This window comes from Mycobacterium sp. SMC-16 (assembly GCF_046250085.1).
Taxonomy (GTDB): Bacteria; Actinomycetota; Actinomycetes; order Mycobacteriales; family Mycobacteriaceae; genus Mycobacterium; species Mycobacterium phocaicum.
The window spans coordinates 4,624,391-4,640,366 of sequence record NZ_CP176427.1; the positions used below are offsets into that span (position 1 = coordinate 4,624,391).

19 protein-coding genes are annotated in these 15,976 nt (G+C 67.3%); 9 read left to right on the forward strand and 10 right to left on the reverse strand.

What is annotated here, in order from left to right; all coding sequences use genetic code 11:
- Positions 1–15: 15 nt before the first annotated feature.
- Both glpK and ACJEIK_RS22435 read right to left on the reverse strand, forming a co-directional pair.
- A complete protein-coding gene (gene glpK, locus ACJEIK_RS22430) occupies positions 16–1,482 on the reverse strand; it encodes a glycerol kinase GlpK (RefSeq protein ID WP_409431744.1) in 1,467 nt (488 codons plus the stop codon).
- A 165-nt stretch (positions 1,483–1,647) separates the two neighbouring features.
- Entirely contained in the window at positions 1,648–2,202 is a 555-nt protein-coding gene (locus tag ACJEIK_RS22435; protein ID WP_409430321.1) for a CGNR zinc finger domain-containing protein, read from the reverse strand.
- Positions 2,203–2,322: 120 nt separating this feature from the next.
- On the opposite strand from ACJEIK_RS22435, the gene ACJEIK_RS22440 reads away from it, so the two are divergent.
- From ACJEIK_RS22440 to ACJEIK_RS22460, 5 genes are all read left to right on the forward strand, one after another.
- Positions 2,323–3,300 carry a DMT family transporter gene (locus ACJEIK_RS22440; protein ID WP_053856604.1) on the forward strand — a complete coding sequence of 326 codons (978 nt, stop codon included), beginning with the start codon at positions 2,323–2,325 and terminating at the stop codon, positions 3,298–3,300.
- 15 nt (positions 3,301–3,315) lie between these two features.
- A complete protein-coding gene (locus ACJEIK_RS22445; RefSeq protein ID WP_082934629.1) occupies positions 3,316–3,984 on the forward strand; it encodes a cutinase family protein in 669 nt (222 codons plus the stop codon).
- 110 nt (positions 3,985–4,094) lie between these two features.
- Positions 4,095–4,706, forward strand: coding sequence for a cutinase family protein (locus tag ACJEIK_RS22450; RefSeq protein ID WP_064858394.1), 612 nt, complete (start codon positions 4,095–4,097; stop codon positions 4,704–4,706).
- A gap of 114 nt (positions 4,707–4,820) precedes the next feature.
- On the forward strand, positions 4,821–5,426 hold the full coding sequence (locus tag ACJEIK_RS22455; protein WP_167838119.1) for a cutinase family protein: 606 nt from the start codon (positions 4,821–4,823) through the stop codon (positions 5,424–5,426).
- Between the two features lie 20 nt (positions 5,427–5,446).
- Positions 5,447–6,172, forward strand: coding sequence for a cutinase family protein (locus ACJEIK_RS22460; protein ID WP_409430322.1), 726 nt, complete (start codon positions 5,447–5,449; stop codon positions 6,170–6,172).
- A gap of 2 nt (positions 6,173–6,174) precedes the next feature.
- On the opposite strand, the gene truA is transcribed toward ACJEIK_RS22460, so the two are convergent.
- From truA to infA, 8 genes are all read right to left on the reverse strand, one after another.
- Entirely contained in the window at positions 6,175–7,071 is an 897-nt protein-coding gene (gene truA, locus ACJEIK_RS22465) for a tRNA pseudouridine(38-40) synthase TruA (protein ID WP_167838029.1), read from the reverse strand.
- Positions 7,055–7,600 (reverse strand): 50S ribosomal protein L17, encoded by a 546-nt coding sequence (gene rplQ / locus ACJEIK_RS22470; RefSeq protein ID WP_409430323.1) that lies wholly within the window; start codon positions 7,598–7,600, stop codon positions 7,055–7,057. Before rplQ ends, truA begins: the two co-directional genes overlap by 17 nt.
- 62 nt (positions 7,601–7,662) lie before the next feature.
- Positions 7,663–8,715: a DNA-directed RNA polymerase subunit alpha gene (locus tag ACJEIK_RS22475; protein ID WP_020101463.1), complete on the reverse strand. Its 1,053-nt coding sequence runs from the start codon at positions 8,713–8,715 to the stop codon at positions 7,663–7,665.
- An 84-nt stretch (positions 8,716–8,799) separates the two neighbouring features.
- Entirely contained in the window at positions 8,800–9,405 is a 606-nt protein-coding gene (gene rpsD, locus ACJEIK_RS22480; protein WP_020101462.1) for a 30S ribosomal protein S4, read from the reverse strand.
- A 14-nt stretch (positions 9,406–9,419) separates the two neighbouring features.
- Complete coding sequence (gene rpsK / locus ACJEIK_RS22485; RefSeq protein ID WP_138250418.1) at positions 9,420–9,839, reverse strand: 30S ribosomal protein S11; 420 nt, start codon at positions 9,837–9,839, stop codon at positions 9,420–9,422.
- Positions 9,840–9,844: 5 nt separating this feature from the next.
- A complete protein-coding gene (gene rpsM, locus ACJEIK_RS22490; protein ID WP_020101460.1) occupies positions 9,845–10,219 on the reverse strand; it encodes a 30S ribosomal protein S13 in 375 nt (124 codons plus the stop codon).
- A 155-nt stretch (positions 10,220–10,374) separates the two neighbouring features.
- Positions 10,375–10,488 carry a 50S ribosomal protein L36 gene (gene rpmJ, locus ACJEIK_RS22495; RefSeq protein ID WP_003879483.1) on the reverse strand — a complete coding sequence of 38 codons (114 nt, stop codon included), beginning with the start codon at positions 10,486–10,488 and terminating at the stop codon, positions 10,375–10,377.
- A 46-nt stretch (positions 10,489–10,534) separates the two neighbouring features.
- Positions 10,535–10,756 carry a translation initiation factor IF-1 gene (infA, locus tag ACJEIK_RS22500; RefSeq protein WP_003886926.1) on the reverse strand — a complete coding sequence of 74 codons (222 nt, stop codon included), beginning with the start codon at positions 10,754–10,756 and terminating at the stop codon, positions 10,535–10,537.
- Positions 10,757–11,021: 265 nt separating this feature from the next.
- Here infA and ACJEIK_RS22505 point away from each other — a divergent pair, with 265 nt between their 5' ends.
- Genes ACJEIK_RS22505 through ACJEIK_RS22520 form a run of 4 tightly spaced genes read left to right on the forward strand, consistent with a single transcriptional unit; the run spans position 11,022 to position 15,974 of the window.
- Positions 11,022–12,734, forward strand: coding sequence for an FAD-dependent oxidoreductase (locus ACJEIK_RS22505; protein ID WP_409430324.1), 1,713 nt, complete (start codon positions 11,022–11,024; stop codon positions 12,732–12,734).
- A gap of 12 nt (positions 12,735–12,746) precedes the next feature.
- Complete coding sequence (locus ACJEIK_RS22510) at positions 12,747–14,222, forward strand: ATP-binding protein (protein ID WP_138250419.1); 1,476 nt, start codon at positions 12,747–12,749, stop codon at positions 14,220–14,222.
- 57 nt (positions 14,223–14,279) lie between these two features.
- On the forward strand, positions 14,280–15,110 hold the full coding sequence (locus tag ACJEIK_RS22515) for an LLM class F420-dependent oxidoreductase (RefSeq protein ID WP_409430325.1): 831 nt from the start codon (positions 14,280–14,282) through the stop codon (positions 15,108–15,110).
- 15 nt (positions 15,111–15,125) lie between these two features.
- The gene (locus ACJEIK_RS22520; RefSeq protein ID WP_135356896.1) at positions 15,126–15,974 is read left to right on the forward strand and encodes an LLM class F420-dependent oxidoreductase; all 849 of its coding nucleotides are present in this window, start codon (positions 15,126–15,128) and stop codon (positions 15,972–15,974) included.
- The last annotated feature ends 2 nt before the right edge of the window (positions 15,975–15,976 follow it).

The following is a 15,976-nucleotide window of genomic DNA, read 5'->3' on the forward strand; positions in this document are numbered from 1 at the left end:
ATCGTGCACAAATCCCTAGGAGACGTCGACCCAGTCCAGGGTGCGGCCGACGGCCTTCTGCCAGCCGGCGTATCCGGCGGCGCGCTGGCCGTCGTCCCACGACGGTGCCCAGCGCTTGTGCTCCAGCCAGTTGGCGCGCAGCTCGTCAGGGTTCGACCAGAACCCCACACCGAGCCCGGCGGCATACGCCGCGCCGAGCGCAGTGGTCTCGGCGACAACGGGTTTCACCACTTCGACGCCCAGCACGTCGGCCTGGATCTGCATGCACAGTTCGTTGGCGGTGATGCCGCCGTCGACCTTGAGTACTTCGAGGTGCACGCCGGAGTCCGCGGCCATGGCGTCGACGACGTCGCGGCTCTGGTAGCAGATGGCCTCGAGGGTGGCCCGGGCGATATGGGCGTTGGTGTTGAACCGCGACAGCCCGACGATCGCGCCGCGCGCATCCGAACGCCAGTACGGCGCAAAGAGTCCCGAGAACGCCGGCACGAAGTAGACGCCGCCGTTGTCCTCCACCTGGCGAGCCAGCGTCTCACTGTCGGAGGCACCGGCGATGATGCCCAGCTGGTCCCGCAGCCACTGCACGGCCGACCCGGTGACGGCGATCGAACCCTCCAGCGCGTAAACGGGTTTCGCGTCACCGAAGCGGTAACACACAGTCGTCAGCAGGCCGTGCTCCGAGCGCACGATCTTCTCACCGGTGTTGAGGAGCAGGAAATTACCTGTGCCGTAGGTGTTCTTGGCCTCGCCCGCCGACAGACACACCTGCCCGACCATGGCGGCCTGCTGGTCGCCGAGGATGCCGGTGACCGGTACCGGCGCGCCGAGAGGGCCGTCGGCCGCCGTCAGGCCGTAGGGCTCCGACACCGACGACGACGCGATGGTCGGCAGCATCTGGCGTGGAATCCCGAAGAACGACAACAGTTCGTCGTCCCAGTCGAGGGTCTCGAGGTTCATCAGCATGGTGCGGCTGGCGTTGGTGACGTCGGTGACGTGCACGCCGCCGCGCGTGCCGCCGGTCAGGTTCCACAGCACCCAGGTGTCGCACGTTCCGAAGATCGCGTCACCGCGTTCGGCGGCTTCCCGCACGCCGTCGACGTTCTCGAGGATCCACTGGATCTTGCCGCCGGAGAAGTAGGTCGCCGGCGGCAGGCCGGCCTTGCGGCGGATGACGTCGCCGTGGCCGTCGTGTTCCAGGGCCGAGGCGATGCGGTCGGTGCGGGTGTCCTGCCACACGATCGCGTGGTAGTACGGGCGCCCGGTGTGCTTGTTCCACACCATGGTCGTCTCACGCTGGTTGGTGATACCGAGCGCGACCAGATCGGACGCCGACAGCCGGGTCTTGTTCAGCGCGGTCTGCAGCACCGAGCCGGTGCGCTCCCAGATCTCGACGGGATTGTGCTCGACCCACCCGGCCCGCGGCAGGATCTGCTCGTGCTCGAGCTGGTGGCGTCCGACCTCGCGACCTGAGTGATCGAAGATCATCGCCCGGGTGCTGGTGGTGCCCTGGTCGATGGCCGCCACGAATTCGGCCAATGGCCCGTCCTTCCGCTCAAACGCTGCATCCGCTGTCGGACATCACGGTAGGAGACGCGGGCCTGTCACGCGATGCATTGCGGCAACCGGCGCGGGCGCGTCGGACGCCGAATGTCAGTTCTCGCGGGCGCGGCGTTCGCGGTACGCCGCGACGTGCTGGCGGTTCCCGCAGTTCCCGGTGTCGCAGAAGATGCGGGATCGGTTGCGCGACATGTCGATCAGCACCGCGGTGCAGTCCGACGCCGCACACGTCTTGAGCCGGCGCAGTTCACCGGCGCGGATCAGGTCGGCCAGGGCCATCGCCATCTCGGCGCCCATGCGCTGGGCGAGCGGGTCCTGGTCGGCCGCCAGGTGCAGGTGCCATTCCGGCATCTCGGGGTGTCGCGTCAGCCAGGGGTTGGCGCGGGTGTCACTGAGCAGGGCGTTGACCTGGCCTACCACCGCCTCCTCGTCGTCCGCCGCGGCCCACAGCAACCCGAGCCGTTCGCGCAGGGCCTGCACCGCGGTCAACTCCGCGGTGTCCCGGTCGCGCCGGCCCGTCCAGCCGAAGTCGTTCAGATACCCGTCGAGGGCCGCCAGATCGGCCAGTTGGTCACCGTCGACCCGGTCGCTGTTGATCAACACACACGCCGCGCGCAGCGTGAGCTCCGTGTCATGACTGAAATTCATTTGACTCGTTACACCCGCCCTCCGTAGCGTCATGACCAATCCCAACTTCACTCATTACATCATCGGAGGTGGCCCGTGACTTTGTCGAACGGCACCGCGGCCGGCCACTTCCGGACCGGCATGATCTTCGCCGTCGCATCCGCCTTCACCTTCGGGATGGCGGGCGGCCTGGGCAAGTCCCTGATCGAAGCGGGCTGGAGCCCCACCGCCGCGGTGGTCGCCCGACTGACCGGCGGCGCGCTCATCATGGCCGTCGTCGCGACCATCCTGCGCCGGGGCTGGGTACGCGAAGCCCTGAGCCACAAAGGGACGGTCATCGCCTACGGCGCCATCCCGATCGCGGGCGCCCAGCTGTGCTACTTCAACGCCGTCACGTACCTGCCGGTCGGCGTGGCGCTACTGCTCGAGTACGCCGCGCCCCTGCTGGTCGTCGGCTGGGTGTGGGCCACGACCCGGCGCCGGCCCAGCACCCTCACGCTCGCCGGCGTCGCGATCGCCATCGCCGGCATCACGCTGGTGCTCGGCCTGGTCGGGCCTGGCAGCCACACCGCAGCCCAGATCAGCCTGGCCGGCATCGCTTGGGGCATGGGCGCCGCGGTCTGCGCCGCCTGCTACTTCGTCATGTCGGACAAGGCCAGCGCGGACGGCACCGGCCTGCACTCCGTCACCCTGGCCACCGGCGGCCTGATCGTCGGCGCCGCGGCGGTGGCACTGCTGGGTGTGTCGGGCGTCATGCCGCTCACCTTCACCAGCCACACCACCACGCTGGCCGGCCTGTCGACGTCCTGGCTGGTCCCCGTCATCGCCCTGGCCATCGTGCCGACCGCGCTGGCCTACACCTTCGGCATCATGGGCATCGCCCGCCTGCAGCCCCGGTTCGCCTCACTGGTCGGCCTGTCCGAGGTGATGTTCGCCGTCCTGGCGGCCTGGGCACTGCTGGGTGAGGCCATCACCGGCATCCAATTGCTGGGTGGCGCGGTGGTGCTGGCCGGCCTGGCGCTTGCCCGCCAGGGCGACCGCGGCGAAGCGACCTGGCATGACGATTGGCCCGACAGTCCGGAGGGTTTGCCAGCAGGTCAAACAATTGGCCGTAGCTGAGCCCCATATGTGAAGATGGCCCGCGTGACCTTGCTCAGCATGTCGGTCCGAGTGGCCGCAATCGCCGCCACCGTCATCTCCGGAACCGCGCTGCTGCCGTCGGCACCCGCCCAGGCGGACCCCTGCCCGAACATCGAGGTGATCTTCGCCCGCGGCACGCACGACGACCCCGGCATGGGCCGCGTCGGCTCGGTCCTGGTCGACGCCATCCAGCCGCTCGTCGGCAACCGCACCGTCACCGGCTACGCCGTCGAGTACCCGGCGTCCTATGACTTCCTCACCGCGCAGGACGGCGCGACGGACGCGCAGAACCGCATCGCGACCATGGCGCAGCAGTGCCCCAGCACCAAGATCGTGCTCGGTGGCTACTCGCAGGGCGCCGCGGTGGTCGACATGCTGGCCGGCGTTCCGCCGCTCGGTGACCGGATCGGCGATGTCGGCTCGGCACCTCCGCTGCCCACCGAACTCGCGAACCGGGTCGCGGCTGCCGCCGTATTCGGTAACCCGTCGGCCAAGTTCAGCCATCCGCTGGACTCCATCGGCCTGTTCTCGAACCGCTCGGTGGACCTGTGCCTGTGGGGCGACCCGATCTGCTCGCGTGGCCGAAACCCGTTCGCGCACTCGCGCTATGAGTCGTCCGAGTACATCGGGCAGGCCGCGCAGTTCATCGCATCCCGCGTCTGACCGGCGGCGGACCGGCTGTCGCGGGAGCACATCGGGAGTCGCGGTTAGGATTCGGTGTGATCATCAGTGCTCTGCGCCGGGCCTTCGCCGGCACCGCAACCACCGTCGTCATGGCCGGCATCACTGTGCTGACGCCACCGTCCCTGGGTGCCATCGGCACCGCCGCCGCGGCCAACTGCCCCGACATCGAGGTGACGTTCGCCCGCGGCACGTCCGAAGATCCGGGCCTGGGCCGCGTCGGCGGCGCGTTCGTCAACCAGCTGCGCAACAAGGTCGGCGGCCGCTCGGTGGGCGCCTACGCCGTCGTCTACCCGGCGTCATACGACTTCCTGGCCGCCGCTGACGGCGCCAACGACGCCAGCGCCCACATCCAGTGGATGGCCGAGAACTGCCCGGGCACCCGGCAGGTGCTCGGCGGCTACTCGCAGGGCGCCGCGGTGATGGACGTCATCGGCGCCATCCCGGTTCCGGGCATCGGCTTCAACAACCCGCTGCCGCCCGAGGCCGCCGGCCACGTCGCGGCGATCGCGGTGTTCGGCAACCCGTCCGCCAAGCTGGGCCTGCCTCTGACGGCGAGCCCGGTATGGGGCGGCAAGGTCATCGATCTGTGCAACGCGGGGGATCCGATCTGCCAGACCGACGGTCAGAGCGTGCCGGCGCACAAGAGCTATGCGGGTGGCCCGACCAACGAAGCGGCCAATTTCGTCGCCGGATTGTTGTAAGGCTGGCATCTTTTCTCGACGAGACCGTCAATTCGTCGGGATACCATCGGATTTGTGATTGGCCGCCGGACGCTGTGTGTGCTGATCACCATTCTGACTGTCGGCACCATCCCAATGTCCGTGCTACTGACGGACATTGGGATGGCCAACGCCGCTGCCACATGTGCGCCCGCCGAGGTCGTGTTCGCGCGCGGCCGGATGGAACCGCCCGGTCCCGGACAGGTCGGCGCCGCCTTCGTCACCGCGCTGCGTCAGCTCCGCGGCCCGAATATCGGTCTGTACCCGGTGAATTACCCCGCGGACACCCAGGTCGACGTGGGCGCCAACGACATGAGCCGGCGCGTGCAATGGCTCGCCCGTAACTGCCCGGCGACCAAGATCGTGCTCGGCGGTTACTCATTGGGCGCCGCCGCCACCGATCTGGTTATCGCGGTACCGATTTCGGCCTTCACCTTCAACAGCCCCCTGCCCCGCGGCGCCGATCAGCACATCGCGGCCGTCGCACTCTTCGGAAATGGCGCCAACTGGGCCCTGCCCATCACCGCGCTGAGCCCGACGTATCAGAATCGGACCATCGATCTCTGCCATTCCGACGACCCGGTCTGCAACCCGAGCAGCCCCTACAAATGGCGTTCCGAATGGCAGGATCACCTCGCGCCGGGCTACATCAAGTCCGGCATGGTGAACCAGGCCGCGAAGTTCGTGGCTGCGCGTCTGTGACGCGCCGCTAGACTCCAGCCATGACCCCCCGCTCCGTCATGACGTCCGTCCGGTCTGCCGTCGCCCTGGCCGGCGCGGCAGCGTCGGTTGCCACCGGCCTGGTGGCCGCGACGGCCGTGGCCCCTGCAGCTGTCATCGGCGTCGCAGCGGCGGACCCGTGCCCGCAGGCGGAGGTGATCTTCGCGCGCGGCCGCAACGAGCGACCGGGCGTCGGCCGAGTGGGAGGCGCATTCGTCGATGCGCTGCGCGCCAAGACACCACTGAACGTCGGGGTCTACGCGGTGAACTACCCCGCCAACGTCGAAATCGCCCAGGGCGCCAACGACATCAGCTCGCGCATTCAGGACATGGCCGCACGATGCCCCGACACCCGGTTGATCATCGGCGGTTACTCGCTGGGTGCCGCTTCGGCAGCCGTGGCATTGTCCTCCGACGGCAAGGGATTCGGGTTCAACCGGCCGCTGCCGCCCGGCATGGACACCCACATCGCGGCCGTCGCACTGTTCGGCAACGTCACCCACCGCATGGGTGGCTCCAACATCGGCCCGGCCTATCTCGATCGCACCATCGACCAGTGCAACGGCGCCGATCCCGTGTGCATGGCCGGACTTCCGCAAACCATCACCCAGCTGCAGGGCGACTGGCAGAACCACCTGCAGGACGGCTACATCGGGTCCGGCATGGTCGATCAGGCCGCCGACTTCGTCGCCGCCCGCCTGGCCCCGCCCCCACCGCCGGCCCCGTGAGCTCAGTCGAGTGTACGTAAATCCCGGGTGACGACGATCCGCGACGCCAGCTGATCGTCGGGCGGGTAATCCACCGACACCAGGGTCAGGCCCCGCGCCGGGGCGGCTGCGTACTCGCTCGACCGGCTGTCGGCCGCCAAAAGGCCTGCGATCCAACCAGGTTCGCGACGGCCCTCCCCCACGGCGAGCAACGCGCCGACCAGCGACCGCACCATGTTCCAGCAGAAGGCATCGGCCGTCACGTGGGCGGTGACCAGATCACCCGAGCGCTGCCAGTCGAGCCGCTGCAGATCCCGGATGGTCGTCGCACCCTCCCGGAATCGGCAGAACGCGGCAAAATCCTGCAGCCCCAACAACTCCCGCGATGCGGCCGTCATCGCCTCCAGATCGAGCGGCCGCGACCACGGCGTGATGAAGCGCGCCTGCTGCGGCTCGACACCGTACGGCGCCAACGACAACCGGTACTCGTAGTGCCGCCGCAGCGCGGAGAACCGCGCGTCGAATCCCGGTGCGGCCCGAACGATCTGGCGGACCCGCACATCGGCAGGCAGGAAGCGTGCGAGCCGGCGCACCAGCGGCAGGAACTCCGGATCGCCGGGGCGGGGCGTGCGCGGATAGACGAATCTCAGTGCGACAGAAGGCACATCGACATGCGCGACCTGACCGGTGGCATGCACGCCGGTATCGGTCCGGCCGGCGGTGACCAGGCGCACCGGCTCCCGGAACACCGTCGACAGCGTCTCCTCGATGACACCCGCGACGGTGCGCTGCCCGGCCTGCGGTGCCCAACCGGCGAATTCGGTGCCGTCGTACGAAATATCCAGCCGTAAACGAACGTGCCCGCCATCGGATTCGATGGCGGGCACGTCGTTCACAGCGTGATCAGGACTTGGCCTCATCCTCGGTCGCCTCAGCCTCGGCCTCAGCGGTCTGAGCGTCGGCGATGCCCTCGTCGGCAGCCTCGACCTCGGCAACCTCGACAGCGGCTTCCTCAGCAGGAGCCTCGGCCTCGGCAGCCTTCGCCTGAGCGGCGGCCGCACGACGGGCGCGGTCGGCCTCGGAGACGACGGTCTTCTCCCGAACCAGCTCGATCACGGCCATGGGGGCGTTGTCGCCCTTGCGGTTCTCGACCTTGATGATGCGGGTGTAGCCGCCCTCGCGGTCCGCGAAATGCGGTGCGATCTCGGCGAACAGGGTGTGCACCACGTCCTTGTCGCGGATCTTCTTCATCACCTCGCGCCGGTTGTGCAGCGCGCCCTTCTTGGCGTGGGTGATGAGCTTCTCGGCGTACGGACGCAACGCCCGGGCCTTGGCATCAGTGGTCTTGATGCGGCCGTGCTCGAACAGCGAGGTGGCCAGGTTGGCCAGGATCGCGGCCTGGTGTGACGACGACCCGCCGAGGCGAGCACCCTTAGTGGGTTTGGGCATTGCAACTTCTCCTAATTGGGGCCGGCCCCCGTATCAGGTAGGGCCGGGACGGAATCTCTTCTTTAGAGCTGTTCGGTTTCGGCGTAGTCCTGGTCGGCGTCCAGGTCATAGCTGGCATCGCTGTTCCAGGTGCCGGTGGCCACGTCGTAGCCGGCGACCTGCGACGGGTCGAACGTGGCGGGGCTGTCCTTGAGCGACAGACCCAGCTGGTGCAGCTTGATCTTGACCTCGTCGATGGACTTCTGGCCGAAGTTACGGATGTCCAGCAGGTCCGACTCGGTACGCGAGACCAGCTCGCCGACGGTGTGCACACCCTCGCGCTTGAGGCAGTTGTACGACCGCACGGTCAGCTCCAGGTCGTCGATCGGCAGCGCGAACGAGGCGATGTGGTCTGCCTCGGCCGGCGACGGGCCGATCTCGATGCCTTCGGCCTCGACATTGAGCTCACGGGCCAGACCGAACAGCTCGACCAGCGTCTTGCCGGCCGAAGCCAGGGCGTCGCGCGGGGCGATCGAGTTCTTGGTCTCGACATCCAGGATCAGCTTGTCGAAGTCGGTGCGCTGCTCGACGCGGGTGGCCTCCACCTTGTAGGTGACCTTCAGCACCGGCGAGTAGATCGAGTCGACCGGGATACGGCCGATCTCGGCACCCGAAGCCTTGTTCTGCACGGCCGGGACGTAACCGCGGCCGCGCTCGACGACGAGCTCGACCTCCAGCTTGCCCTTGTCGTTCAGGGTGGCGATGTGCATGTCCGGGTTGTGGACCGTCACACCGGCCGGGGGCACGATGTCACCGGCCGTGACGGCACCCGGGCCCTGCTTGCGCAGGTACATGGTGACCGGCTCGTCCTCTTCCGAGGAGACGACCAGGCCCTTGAGGTTCAGGATGATGTCGGTGACGTCTTCCTTGACCCCGGGGACGGTGGTGAACTCGTGCAGGACACCGTCGATCCGGATGCTGGTGACCGCTGCGCCCGGGATGGACGACAGCAGCGTGCGCCGCAGCGAGTTGCCGAGGGTGTAACCGAAGCCCGGCTCCAGCGGCTCGATGGTGAACCGCGACCGGTTCTCGGCCAGCACGTCCTCGGACAGGGTGGGTCGCTGAGAGATCAGCATTTTTCTATCTCCTTCTCGGCACCCGCTATTTGATGCCGGTTGGTTGGTGCCCGCCCGGGATTGGGCGGGCCACCAGGACTCGAATTACTTCGAGTAGAACTCTACGATCAGCTGCTCGGTGAGCGGCACGACGATCTGGGCGCGCTCGGGCAGCTGGTGCACGAGGATGCGCTGACGCTCGCCGACGACCTGCAGCCACGACGGGACCGGACGGTCACCGGCGACCTCGCGAGCGATCTGGAACGGCAGGGTGTTCAGCGACTTCGGCTTGATGTCGATGATGTCGTACTGCGACACCCGGTAGCTCGGGATGTTCACCTTGACACCGTTGACGGTGAAGTGACCGTGGCTGACCAGCTGACGGGCCATGCGGCGGGTACGGGCCAGGCCGGCGCGGTACACGACGTTGTCCAGACGGCTTTCGAGGATCTGCAGCAGGTTCTCACCGGTCTTGCCAGCCTTGCGGTTGGCTTCCTCGTAGTACTTGCGGAACTGCTTCTCCATGACGCCGTAGGTGAAGCGAGCCTTCTGCTTCTCCTGCAGCTGGGTGCGGTATTCGCTCTCCTTGATCCGCGCGCGGCCGTGCTGGCCGGGCGGGTAGGGGCGCTTTTCGAACGACTGATCGTCACCGACGAGGTCGACGCCGAGGCGGCGCGACTTGCGGGTGGCGGGTCCGGTATAACGAGCCATTTTTCAAATCCTCCCTAGACCCGGCGCCGCTTGGGCGGACGGCAGCCGTTGTGCGGCTGCGGGGTGACGTCGGAAATCGCGCCAACCTCGAGGCCGGCGGCCTGCAGCGAACGGATCGCGGTCTCGCGGCCCGAACCCGGGCCCTTCACGAAGACGTCGACCTTCTTGACACCGTGCTCCTGCGCCTTGCGGGCAGCGTTCTCGGCGGCGAGCTGCGCGGCGAACGGGGTGCTCTTGCGCGAACCCTTGAAGCCGACGTGACCCGACGAGGCCCAGGCGATGACGTTGCCCTGGGGATCGGTGATCGAGACGATGGTGTTGTTGAACGTGCTCTTGATGTGAGCGGCGCCGTGCGGGACGTTCTTCTTTTCCCGGCGACGAGTGGGCTTGCCGCGCTTAGAGGAGGCTTGCCCTGCCTTTTTAGTGGGTGCCATTCGACTTACCTGGCCTTCTTCTTGCCGGCGATGGTGCGCTTCGGGCCCTTGCGGGTACGCGCGTTGGTCTTGGTGCGCTGGCCACGCACGGGCAGGCCACGACGGTGGCGCAGGCCCTGGTAGCAACCGATCTCGATCTTGCGACGGATGTCGGCCTGCACCTCGCGGCGCAGGTCACCCTCGACCTTGAGGTTGCCTTCGATGTAGTCGCGCAGCTGGGTCACCTGGTCATCGGTGAGGTCCTTGGTGCGCAGGTCCCGGTCGATGCCGGTGGCAGACAGGATTTCCTGGCTGCGGGTACGGCCGATGCCGTAGATGTAGGTCAGCGCGATCTCCATGCGCTTGTCACGCGGGAGATCAACGCCCATGAGGCGTGCCATCAGGCAGTGTTCCTTTTCGTTGCGGAGGTCTGATCCCAGTCCGTTCCCCGTCTTTTTCGGGGTCCGGCCTCCGTGCCGGACGTGGTTGAGGGCCGTCTGCCCTCAGTGGTACTGGGAGGTCTGCATTCAGTTTTGGGTGCTGCTTGAGCTGGTGCTCAGCCCTGCCGCTGCTTGTGCCGCGGGTCAGAGCAGATCACCATGACCCGGCCGTGGCGGCGGATCACCCTGCACTTGTCGCAGATCGGCTTGACGCTCGGGTTCACCTTCACGACTTAGCGATCCTTTTCTCGGTTCTGAATTGGTGGTGCTCGGGCGTTACTTGTAGCGGTACACGATGCGGCCACGGGACAGGTCGTACGGAGAGAGTTCCACTACGACACGGTCCTCCGGCAGGATGCGGATGTAGTGCTGCCGCATCTTGCCGCTGATGTGGGCGAGCACCTTGTGACCGTTCTCCAGCTCAATGCGGAACATCGCATTGGGCAGGGGCTCGATCACGCGACCCTCGACCTCGATGGCGCCGTCTTTCTTGGCCATACTCTTTGGTAATCCTCTGGTTCTTCGGTTTCGTATCTCATACGCCCGTGCTCGGCGCAGAGCCCACCCCGGCTACAAGAACGTGGACTTAATGCCAGGAAATTCCGGGGAACTTCAAAACAGAGCACGCAAAGAGCCGGCGCAGAAGCTGCACCGTTGGTCCACGATACCCGCTCGGACCCCAGGTACCAAAATCCGCGAGGCACCCCGGCAGACCCTAGGCGGGCGCATCGTCTTCGCAAGTCAGGGCGCATAATGAACAACGATGACTGGACCCGCTTCCCCGGCTCGCAATCCGGTGATTCTCACCGTGGACGACGATCCCGCAGTGTGCCGGGCCGTCGCCCGCGACCTGCGCAAACACTATGGCGAGCGCTACCGGATCGTACGCGCCGAATCCGGACAGGACGCGCTGGTAGCGATCAACGAGCTGCAGCTACGGGGCGACACCGTGGCGATGTTCATCGCCGACTACCAGATGCCGGAGATGAACGGCATCGACTTCCTGGAACTGGCCATGGACGTGTTTCCGCTGGCCCGCCGCGTGCTGCTGACCGCGTACGCGGACACCCACGCCGCGATCAACGCCATCAACCTGGTCGACCTGGACCACTATCTGCTCAAGCCCTGGGACCCGCCCGAGGAGAAGCTGTACCCGATCATCGACGGCCTGCTGGAGGCCTGGCACGAGGTCGGCGACCGCGCCGTCCCGCACACCAAGGTGATCGGCCACCGGTGGAATCCCCGCTCGTGGGAGGTCCGCCAGTTCCTGGCCCGCAACCAGCACTACTACCGGGCATACGCGTCGGACGAGCCCAAGGGCAAGCAGCTGCTGACTGCCGCCGGCCTCGACGGGCTGGAGCTGCCGGTGGTGATCTCCGAGCAGGGCGAGACGCTGGTCCAGCCGACCGATGCCCAGCTGGCTGCGATGCTCGGCCTGGCCACCACCCCGTCGCTGGAGATGTACGACCTGGCCGTCATCGGCGGCGGACCGGCCGGTCTGGCGGCCGCGGTGTACGGCGCGTCCGAGGGGCTGCGCACGGTGCTGATCGAGCGCACCACCACCGGCGGACAGGCGGGCCGCAGCTCGCGGATCGAGAACTACCTGGGCTTCGAGACCGGAATCTCCGGCGCTGAGCTCACCACCTCGGCGCGGCGGCAGGCCGAGCGCTTCGCGGCCGAGGTCATCACCACCCGTGAGGTCGTCGAACTGGATGTCTCGTCGCTGGTCAGTAAGACGCTGACCTTCGACGACGGCCGGAGCATCACCGCACGGTCGGTCATCCTGGCCACCGGCGTCGACTACCGGCATCTGCAGGTCGCCGGGTGCTGGGAGGACCCCGAGTCCGATGGAAACAGCTCCGCACCCAACTACATCGGCAACGGCGTCTTCTACGGTGCGTCGGTGTCGCAGGCCTCCGAATGCGCGGGCGAGGACGTCTACATCGTCGGCGGCGCGAACTCCGCCGGCCAGGCCGCGATGTTCATGTCGCAGCAGGCCAAGTCGGTGACGCTGCTGGTACGCGGCAAGTCGCTCGAGGCGTCGATGTCCTACTACCTGATCCAGCAGATCGAGAACACCCCGAACATCAGCGTCCGGACCTGCACCGAGGTGGTCGACACCTGCGGCGAGGACGGGCACCTGACCGGGCTGTGGCTCGTCAACAACGCCACCGGCGAGCGCGAGCACGTCGAGTCCACGCGCCTGTGCTGTTTCATCGGTGCCACCCCGCGCACCCAGTGGCTGGAGAACGCCGGCATCGCCCGCGACGACCACGGCTTCATCCTCACCGGCCCGGATCTCAAGGACGTCTGCGGCTGGAACCTGGACCGGCCGCCGCACCACTTGGAAACAAGTGTGCCCGGTGTGTTTGTTGCAGGAGATATCCGCGCTGAATCGGCCAAACGGGTCGCAGCCGCGGTTGGCGAAGGCTCGATGGCAGTAATGCTGGTGCACCGGTATCTGGCCGAGACGTAGGAGGAGACCGGTATGGGCGAAACGTGCGCGCGAAGTGAACTGAAAACGCTGTTCCTTTTCGAGGCGTTGACCGACGAGCAGCTGGACACGCTGTGCGCCAACGGTCACATCGCGACGTTCGAGCCCGGCCCGGTCTGCACCGAAGGCGAACCGGCCACCTGCTTCTACGTCATGCTCGACGGCGAGCTGGTGATGTCGATGAAGTCGGGCGGCATCGACATCGAGACCAACCGCACCTCGATGCGCGGCGTGTACTGCGGCGCCTGGTCCGCGTACATCCCCGACGAGCAGCCGGTCTACGAGGCGTCGGTGCGGGTGACCAAGCCGTCGCGGTTCTTCGTCCTGGACGCCAACGCCTACGCCGACTTCATGCGCAAGGAATTCCCGATGGCGGTGCACCTGCTGGAGGGCCACAAGGTCGGCGGCCGCCGCGGGCGGCAGATCGTCGGCCAGCGCGAGAAGCTCCTCGCCCTGGGCCAGCTGTCGGCCGGCCTGACCCATCAGCTGAACAACCCGGCTGCCGCGACCGCGCGCGCCGTCGCCGACCTGCACGACCGCATCGGCAAGATGCGGCACAAGCTGGCCATGCTGGCCGACGGTCAGGTCAGCCCGCAGTCGCTGCGAGTACTGGTCGGCATTCAGGAAGGCATCGCCGAGCAGGTGGCCAAGGCCAGGACGCAGGAGCTGTCGGCCATCGAGGCCTCCGATCGCGAAGACGCGATCGGCGAATGGCTCGAGGACCACGACATCGCATCCGCCTGGGACTACGCCCCCACGTTCGTCGACGCCGGCCTGGATGTTGCTTGGCTGGAAGGCATTTCGTCGTCGCTCGGATGCGCCGATGCGTCCGCGACGCTGCAGGGCGCGCTGGGCTGGCTGAAGTACACCATCGACACCGAGCTGCTGATGTGTGAGATTTCCGAAGCGAGCAAACGGATTGCGACGCTGCTGGCCGGCGCCAAGCAGTACTCCCAGATGGACCGTGCCCCATACCAGAACGCCAACGTACATGAGTTGTTGCGCAGCACCCTGATGATGTTCGGTGACCGCATCGGCAAGGACGGCACCACGTGCGTCAAGGTGGTCAAGGAATACGACCCGGCACTGCCCGAATTGCAGTGCTACCCAGCCGATCTGAACCAGGTATGGACGAACATCATCGACAACGCACTGCAGGCCATGAAGGGCTGCGGCGTGCTGACGATCCGCACCAAGCGCGTCAGCGACGACACCGTCCGGATCGAGATCAACGACAACGGCCCGGGCATTCCGCCCGACGTCATCGAGCGCATCTTCACCCCGTTCTTCACGACCAAGCCCTTCGGCGAGGGCACCGGACTGGGGCTCGACCTGGCGTGGCGCATCATCTGCGAGAAGCACCACGGCAACATCTACGTCGAATCCAAACCGGGCGACACCACGTTCATCGTCACGTTGCCCGTGCACGCGCCGGCGCCGGAAGAGTTCCCGGCCGTGGCAGCGGGATAGTTCAACTCACCGCGCGCCGAACGGAATAGCCGCCCGCGCCCCAGAGTTGCCGCAAAGGTGACCAAACCAGACCTTGGGCAGTACGGCGTATTCGGGCGCGGCGCAACGCCGCAACAGGCAGCAGAAATCGAAGCGCTGGGCTACGGCGCGATCTGGGTCGGGGGATCCCCGACCGCGGAACTGGACTGGGTCGAGCCACTGCTCGGCGCGACGGAGCGGCTGAAGGTCGCGACCGGCATCGTCAACATCTGGACGGCGGCCGCCGGACCGGTGGCCGAGTCGTTCCACCGCATCAACTCCGCCTATCCGGGCCGCTTCCTGCTGGGCATCGGCGTCGGTCACCGCGAGGCCATCGCCGAATACAAGAAGCCGCTCGACGCACTCACCGAATACCTCGACAAGCTCGACGAGTACGGCGTGCCGAAGGAGCACCGCGTCGTGGCCGCACTCGGCCCGCAGGTGCTCAAGCTCTCGGCTCGGCGCAGCGCCGGCGCCCACCCCTACCTGACCACCCCGGAGCACACCGCCCAAGCGCGTGAGTTGATCGGGCCGGACGCGTTCCTGGCGCCCGAGCACAAGGCGATCCTGACGACCGACGCGGACAAGGCGCGCGCGGTCGGGCGCCAGGCCCTGGAGATTTACCTCAATCTGAACAATTACCTCAACAGCTGGAAGCGGTTGGGATTCAATGACTCTGACGTCGCCAAGCCTGGCAGTGACGAGCTCGTCGATGCCGTGGTGGCGTACGGCACCGTCGACGCGATCGCCGCCCGGCTCAAGCAGCACCTCGACGCCGGCGCCGACCACGTACCGGTTCAGGTGCTGACGTCGCCCGAGAAACTGGTACCCGCACTGACCGAACTCGCCGGCCCGCTGGGCCTGCGGTAACTGGAAGGATCGCGCATGAGCAAGCTGGATCTGGGCCGCGTCGGGGTGTGGACGTTCGGCGCCCCCACGCCCGAGCAGGCCGCCGAGATCGAGAAGTTGGGGTACGGCGCGGTGTGGCCGGGCGGCTCCCCCGCCGGCGACCTGGCGTTCGTCGAGCCGATCCTGGCCGCGACGGAGAAATTGCAGGTGGCCACCGGCATCGTCAACGTGTGGACGGCCCCGGCCGGGCAGGTCGCCGAGTCGTACCACCGGATCGAGGCGGCCTACCCGGGACGGTTCGTGCTGGGCGTCGGCATCGGCCACCCCGAGCACACCAAGGAGTACCGCAAGCCCTACGACGTCCTCGTCGAGTACCTGGACGAGCTGGACGCCGCGGGCGTTCCGGTCGCGCGCCGGGTGGTCGCGGCCCTCGGCCCGAAGGTGTTGCGGCTGGCGGCCGACCGCAGCGCCGGTGCGCACCCGTACCTCACCACCCCTGAGCACACGGCAGAAGCGCGCCAGCTCATCGGGCCGGACGCGTTCCTGGCACCCGAGCACAAGGTCGTGCTGACCGACGGTTCGGCCGAGGCCACCGCGGAGGCACGGGCCATCGGCCGGCAGACCGTCGACTTCTACCTGAATCTCAGTAACTACCTGAACAATTGGCGCCGGCTCGGCTTCTCCGAAGACGACATCGCCAAGCCGGGCAGCGACGCGTTGATCGACGCGGTGGTCGCGCACGGAACACCCGATGCCATCGCCGCACGGCTCACCGAGCATCTCGACGCCGGCGCCGATCACGTGACCGTCCAGGTGCTGGGCGGCTGGGACAAGCTGGTGCCGACGCTGACGGCGCTGGCGGATCCGCTCGGCTTACGCGGATAGCC